This is a genomic window from Paenibacillus sp. YN15 (genome assembly GCF_003285005.1).
Taxonomy (GTDB): Bacteria; Bacillota; Bacilli; order Paenibacillales; family NBRC-103111; genus Paenibacillus_AR.
In genome coordinates this window covers 47,230-54,514 of the sequence record NZ_QMFA01000047.1, presented here as the reverse complement: position 1 = coordinate 54,514, position 7,285 = coordinate 47,230, and the positions used below count along the sequence as shown (strand labels likewise).

Annotated in this window: 5 protein-coding genes; all 5 read right to left on the bottom strand. The window is 31.3% G+C overall.

All coding sequences use genetic code 11. From position 1 onward, the window contains the following. Window positions 1–71 precede the first annotated feature (71 nt). The 5 genes from DQG13_RS31950 to DQG13_RS26265 are packed head-to-tail and all read right to left on the bottom strand — an operon-like array spanning window position 72 to window position 7,278. Entirely contained in the window at window positions 72–188 is a 117-nt protein-coding gene (locus DQG13_RS31950; RefSeq protein ID WP_397334021.1) for a hypothetical protein, read from the bottom strand. A gap of 34 nt (window positions 189–222) precedes the next feature. After that, complete coding sequence (locus tag DQG13_RS26280; protein WP_113023149.1) at window positions 223–1,341, bottom strand: glycosyltransferase family protein; 1,119 nt, start codon at window positions 1,339–1,341, stop codon at window positions 223–225. Between the two features lie 13 nt (window positions 1,342–1,354). Next, on the bottom strand, window positions 1,355–3,517 hold the full coding sequence (locus tag DQG13_RS26275) for a glycosyltransferase (protein ID WP_113023148.1): 2,163 nt from the start codon (window positions 3,515–3,517) through the stop codon (window positions 1,355–1,357). After that, window positions 3,510–5,972, bottom strand: coding sequence for a methyltransferase domain-containing protein (locus DQG13_RS26270; protein ID WP_113023147.1), 2,463 nt, complete (start codon window positions 5,970–5,972; stop codon window positions 3,510–3,512). The genes DQG13_RS26275 and DQG13_RS26270 overlap by 8 nt, the downstream gene beginning before the upstream one ends. After that, on the bottom strand, window positions 5,965–7,278 hold the full coding sequence (locus DQG13_RS26265; RefSeq protein ID WP_113023146.1) for an ABC transporter ATP-binding protein: 1,314 nt from the start codon (window positions 7,276–7,278) through the stop codon (window positions 5,965–5,967). Before DQG13_RS26265 ends, DQG13_RS26270 begins: the two co-directional genes overlap by 8 nt. Between the last annotated feature and the right edge of the window lie 7 nt (window positions 7,279–7,285).

Below are 7,285 nucleotides of genomic sequence, written 5' to 3'. Positions count from 1 at the left end.
TGCCCGAATGCACTACGCGTGTGCCCATTTAGGGGGCGTTCATGCTAAATTCGCAACACTCAAGTTATGAATTAAATAGAAAAAAAACTATATTTATTCCCATTGTAAGTATAACCTGAAATAAAAATAAAAGCTGGCATGTGGAATAAATAAATATATGTAGTAAATGGGGCCCCCGCATGTCCCATTACCATAAGGGATATACAAATTGCTTTAAAAATATCAATCCAGGCTATTCTCTTTTCTAGTTGAACTATCTGATTCATTCATAACCTCTTCCTTTTTCAGGATAAAATTAGTTATTTTGCTAATCTCCTTTATTCTCATTTCCCATGTATTGTTTTTTAAAAATGAGTAAAGAATTTTAATTTGGTTTCTTTTTTTATTCACTTGTTCCTGAATTAAAATCATTAAGTGCTCTTTAGTATCATAAAGTGAAATAAATTCCTCGAATTTTTCTGTTTCTGAGTAATGGATTGAAAAAACAGGTTTATTAAATGAAATATACTCATAAATTTTAACTGGATCTACCGCGGCAACAAGCTGATTAACTAAAAAGGGCATAATAAATGCATCCGCTTTTTGACAAAATATCTTTAGTTTATCATGTGGCATAGCTTTGATATAAACTATTCTTTCATGTTGAGGTAATTTTATTTCTAGAGGTCCAATTATAAAAAAACGTATATTGGGCATTTCCTCTATAATTGTAGTTATCAATTCTGTATCAAACCAAGACGACACTGTCCCATAATAATAAATATCAAAAAATTCGTTATCCTGAATAAATGAAGAACTTAACGCATTATTTATCAAAAATACTCTTTCATGATTTGCACCTCGTTCATGCATTTTTTGTTTAAGAAGAGTTGAGGAAGAAAAAATAATGTCTGCTTTATTAATTAAATATTTTTCCAAATTTAGAAGTCTGTTTATTTGATTTGCAGACTGTGGAAAAGCAAGGATATCATCCATACAATCATAAATTATGCTAGCCTTTTTAAAATGAATAATTGAAAGAAACTCTAAAACAATGGGAGAAGTTATCCAAATAATATCATAATTATTCTTATAAAGACCATTAATTTTTTTGAAATTTATTAGAAATTCAAATGTTTTTAGTGGTTTAATCTTTGAGGAAAATGGAATTTTTATAATCCTTAATAATTTTAGTGAGTTTTTTTCCTTAGATTTTCTAACTAATTTTGAATAATCTTTAAGATTAAAAATATAAACAATATCCAAATCATAACAATTCTGCAATTGCTCGGCTATAAATTGAGGTCTTTGTTTTATCCAATACCAATTAATATGCATTAAATATAAACACTTCTTTTTCAAAAATACACCTTCTTTAGTTTCTATAAAGCGCATTTAATATTTGATCAGTTCTTTGTTCCCAAGTATTTTCCAAGGCTTCCTTCTCTAACAAAGTCCAGTACTTATCTGTTTGAGTTAATTTTTTAATTTTCTCGATACAATTAACAAATTCATCAGAATTATTGTATTTAAATATAGATTGATACTTTTGACATTCTGGAAGATTCGAACTGACAATAGGCTTACCACCAGCCATATATTCAAAAATTTTAACCGGGGAAGTAGATAAAGTAATCTCATTAATTTTAAAAGGCAATGTGGCTACATCAAATGCATTTAAAAAGCCAGGAAGTTTGGTATAGTGTTGTGGCCCAATATGGAAAATATTATTACGTTTCAGGATATTGCTTTCAGCTAATGTTCCATCATAATCCCAGCCTACCAAAATCCATGCCCAGTTAGGTCTTTTTTTTGCTATTTCATAAACAAGATCATAATCAAACCAACTCGCCAATGACCCATAATACCCTAATATACAATCGAAATTTCCAATTATTGAATCAAGTTCCTGGTTAATTGGGGATGATTTATTTCTCTTGAAATAATCATAGTCCCCTGCGTTAGTAGATAAGATTGGATTTGAAGCAATATTTTTAACATCATCAAAAAGTTTAGATGCCGTGGCAACAGTTACATCAGCATGTCGCAGCAAAAAATTATGATCACTAATCATTTTGTCCCCATAACCTGTAAATAAACTTAATTCATCTATATATTCATATATTAATTTGTCATGCTTAATTAAATCTAAATAACGCATGTTTCCTGTCCAACTTATAGAAATAATGGTTTCCGCGGCGGTAGGGACAATTTTATTTACATTATCTATATATTTGGAGTCGACTAACCATAAATTTTTGTCAACTTGATATATAATGTCAAATTGATCATATTCATGTTTATCTGAAAAATATATTACACATGTATTTTTTTTCTTTGAGTATGCTTTAGCTAATTGTTGTGGACGCTGAAATAATGGAATATTCCAATCGAGTGGAGTGGGGAATATAATAACCCTCTTACCTTTTATTTTTTTTGATAATTGATTAAATAATCTTTCTTCATAAGTTATTTTAAATAATTTATTTTTTATTTTTTTCAGCAGAGCAAATAATCCTTCTCTTTTTACAAGTTTAATTCCTTTAATAATTAAGGAAACAGATTTGTGTTTATCTCTAATTGAATAAAGTTTCCTTACCGCTTTCCAAGCATCTGAAGAAAGTATTTGATCCAAATGAATTTGTGCTTGAGGATTCGGGGGATCAAGATGCATATAATGCAAAACTACATTCGCTTTATTTTCCACCTTAAATTTAACCTTATTGTTATTTTGATCACCAGTAACTATATAATGCTTTATTAATTCAAGAAAAGCTTTAGGATTATGGTTAGTTTTCCAAACTAAATTATGTTTTGTTTGAAAGCGATTCAAATTCTGATAAAATAGGTCTGTTATTTCATATCCTAATCTACTAAAAGAAACACTGCCTTTATGATAGATGAAAACATCTTCTACGCATGCCAGAAAAAAACCAGCCTGTTTCGCACGGTAACAAAAATCGTCATCCTCAAACATTCCCATACCATAACCTTCATCTAGAAGACCAATTTTATCGAATACCTCTTTCTTAATAACAACGCAGAAAAAGCCAATAAGGTTTGTATAAAAAAAATCATTTTCGCAAATGGCTGCCCACTTGATTCCTTCATTAATAATATCTCTTTCATCAGTACTAGTTGTAAAAATCCGTTGCTCATTTCCTATAGAATTTGTTACAGGACCTGAAACCCCAACTTCAGGATGATTTTCCATAAAACCAATGAGTTTGTCGAGCCAATAGTCAACAACAATTGTATCACTGTTGAGAAGAATATAGTATGAACTATTAACTGAATGTATACCTACATTATTTCCAGCAGCAAATCCCATATTACTATCATTAAGTATAACTTTTAAATTGGGATAAAGGTCCTGGATCGAAGCTAAGTAGCTTCTAGTTCCATCTGTTGATAAATTATCTACTATTACTAATTCAAATTGGATTTCATTTTTAGCTCTATATATGCTCTCTATACATGGTTTTGTAGTATCCTCAAGAGAATTATAAGAAAGCAAAATAATTGAAACTTTATTCATTAAATTTTTTCTCCATCCCTTGTTTAATTTGTATAAACCTTGCCTTCCATGAATTTTCCCGAGCTAGCTGAATCCGCGGCTCCATTAACTCTGATGGATTTTCGTTTAATGCAAAAGAAATTTTCTCAACGAAATCCTCCTTATTTTCTGCTAAGTAGCAAAAATCTTTATAGTGCCTCAATTCAGGAAGACAAACTGATACGACTGGTTTCCCCGCACTTAAATATTCATAAAACTTCACAGGATTGGTAGCAAGGGTAAGCGGAATTAGTTTAAAGGGAATTATACAAACATCAAAATAATATAAATATCCCGGTAAATCTTTGTATGGTTTTTCACCCAAAAAATATACATTCGAAATCTGGCTCAACTTAGAAATATCACAGCCCCAAGTGGATCCAATTAATACAAAGTTCCAATCAGGATGTTTTTGAGCTGCATATTCAACCATATCAACATCAAACCAATCCGAAATAGCGCCATAATATCCGATTATCGGATTATTTGTCAAATATTCAAGTTCTCCATTGGGGGAAATATTGTTAAAATGTTCAAATTCAGTTCCGTTTCTCACCAAAATAGTATTTTTATTTAAACGATTAACTTTTTCATTTAATAAATCTGCAGTAGTAATAACTAAATCCGATTTTTTAATCAGTTCTATTTCGGATTTAACCGAGTCATCCGAATTCGAATTGAATCCCGAATGATCATCCATACAGTCAAACATAATTTTTCCACCGAATTTCCTTTTCATTTCATATACTAAACTGGCCCATCCTGGATGATGCACCAAATATAATGGTTCTGGATAATTCAATATATCTAATACAGTACTCAAACCCACTAAGGCATTATTTAAATCATTATTAGCTAATGTATCTTGATAAATATTAATCGGTTTTTCAGTCACTAAGTTGATTTGGTATATTCTTTTGGAAATGATGTTATAGGATAAATAATCAAGTGCTTCATACTTATTTTGTATCTTCTTCTGAATAGGGGTCATTTCCATATTTAAGTACAAGACAGTAAACCCTTCATCTGCAAACTGAGAGACAATATGCTGAGGCCTTTGATGCCGGAAGTTCCAATCGATAACTGGAAAAACAATAATAAATTTGTTATGGCCAGATTGCTCCACATCACTTTTTAAGATATCGAAGTCATTTTCTTTTTTCTTCATATGATGACGATTACTAAGCATCGGGGGAATAATTCTTCTCAATGCTCGTTTAAATAAAGACTTGACGAACCAATTCAGTCCATTCTTATTGAGTTTTTCTATTGCACGAATTAATATAAATTTATCAAAGAAATCCAGACGACTTTTCATAGAATGAGCCCATTGAGACATTTTGGTTAGCTCTTCATGTAAACTACTTATATCTGAATGCAGGGAACTACACTGTTCTCCAATATTTGAATTTTCCTGATATAACTCGGTGTTTTCAAAACCCAAACGTATATTGTCCATCCTTAACTTATCATTATCTTTGTTAAGATTAGTTATTTCGTCAATTAAATTGTCCATATAGGATTTAAGCTCAGCTTGTTTATCTTGCCAATTAGCATTTTCTTTTTCGTATTTTTCTGATAAATCAGAGAGTTCCCCCCTAAGATCCTGAGATTTATCTATTTCATTCTTCAAAGCAATATTTTTTTCTTCAAGTTCCTTTAAAATATTATGATTCCAATTTGACATATTAATTAGTTCTTCGTGCAATTTCTGTATTTGCTTGTGAAAATCTTTTGATTCTTCCTTCAACTTTCTCAATAAAGATGTACTTGCAAGTGAATCAACATAATTATAATTTTTGAATATTTCCAGTGTGAGATTTTTTTCAATTTCAGATCCATCTTTAATATAAACAACTAAAATTTGCTTTCCAGGCCAAAAATCAGGATTTGTTTCTGTTGTCTTATGAAAAACGCAATGAAATCCCTTTATTTCAAAATTGAAAGAATGATAGTCAAAGGTATATTCGTGTTCCGCAAGTCTTTCGTATTCTTGAAATGGCAATAAGAGTATGACCATGTTGTTGGCATGATCAAAAATTTGATTTAACCAAAAGTGAGGATCCTTAAAGTGCTCCATGCAATTAGAACTAAATATTATATCATACTTTTTATCATAATCCAGAAGTGATCCTGACATAAACTGCAAATTAGGGAAATAAACTAATGCAGTTTCTATTGCTGAGGTGGAAAAATCCAACCCGCATACATTCTCAATCCCAATTGCGTTCGCAATAATTTGAGTCCCATCACCAAGTGCACATCCCCAGTCTAACCAGGTGAAATTTTCCTCTTTTGATATCGCTAACAACTTTTTAGGCATCATATTCATTGCCAATTCCGCAAAATATCTTGATTGTTGTCGGCCGCTATTTTTTTCCCAATCATCTTCAAATCTTTTGTCCCAGTATTCTTTAGAGTTCAAGTTCTCACTCATACTTACCTTCCTCGCCTTTTATTTCAATAATATTTTTTTTCATAGGGAGACTAATGATTCCGAATAACTGACGATCTGTTAGCACACGAAAATATTTTGCCCCTTCAATAAAATCATAGTATTGAGGCAATGATTGACTCCTATCTTCAATAGCTGCTACCAAAATATAGTCATCGCTGGTAAGATAATTAGTGAAGAGGAACTCTGTTTCGTAAAATTTATTTCTTTTAGTTATTCTAATTATTTCGTTATCAAATGTGGTTGAAACGATGATATCAATTCCTTGTTTATTTTTTATTGAGATCGCTATGCTCAATGTATTTAAGTCTACAATATTTTCATCCACATAAAATCCAACCTTTACTGATACATTTTCTCCATAATGAAGCAGTTCGGTAGGATTACCCTTTGAATTTAATAAATCCACATATTTAATTAGCCCTACAAATTTCCCCCATCTATTAATGAAATTAAACTTCCCAACTCTCATTTTACTTTCGTTTTGCTTTCGGGGTTCACTTAGTTCCTTGATCGAGCTGTTTTCACTATGGGGTTCTGCAAAGCTGTTCATATATTGGATATATGAAGCTGTCACATCCACAGTATTTCCCAACATCCTGACTTTTCCTTGATCCAACCATATAGCTTTATCACAAAAATTCCGGACCGATTGAACATCATGACTTACAAATAAAATGGTTGTTCCCAATTTCTTTAATTCTTTAAACCGATCAAAACATTTCGATTGGAATCGGATATCTCCGACAGCTAGTGCTTCATCAACAATTAAGATGTCAGGTTCCACGTTAATTGCCAATGCAAAGGCTAGCCTTGCAAACATGCCACTTGAATACAATTTGACTGGTTGATATACAAAATCCCCAATCTCTGCAAACTCAAGAATTGCATTAAGCTTTTTATTCATTTCTTCTCTACTATATCCCAGAATTGTACCATTTAAATAAATGTTCTCTAGTCCGGTAAATTCCAAATTAAAGCCTGCTCCTAATTCCAATAAAGCAGACACCCTTCCGTTTACATTCACAGAACCGGACGTCTGGGTCAGAACACCTGTAATAATTTTAAGTAATGTCGATTTACCCGAACCATTCTTCCCCAAAATTCCTATAGTTTCTCCTTTAAAAACATCAAACGTAATATCATACAATGCATAAAAGGGATTGTGATATTTTTTTGAAGTAAGACTTAATGATTCTTTCAATCGGTCTGAAGATTTCTCATACAATTTGAAAATCTTAGATATACTTTTTAAGCTAATCACCGCGGGAGTTTCATTATCTCTCATTTTATAA

Coding starts and splice junctions, on each gene's coding strand:
- DQG13_RS31950 (WP_397334021.1), bottom strand. CDS start 188: ATGGGACATGCGGGGGCCCCATTTACTACATATATTTATTTATTCCAC.
- DQG13_RS26275 (WP_113023148.1), bottom strand. CDS start 3,517: ATGAATAAAGTTTCAATTATTTTGCTTTCTTATAATTCTCTTGAGGAT.
- DQG13_RS26270 (WP_113023147.1), bottom strand. CDS start 5,972: ATGAGTGAGAACTTGAACTCTAAAGAATACTGGGACAAAAGATTTGAA.
- DQG13_RS26265 (WP_113023146.1), bottom strand. CDS start 7,278: ATGAGAGATAATGAAACTCCCGCGGTGATTAGCTTAAAAAGTATATCT.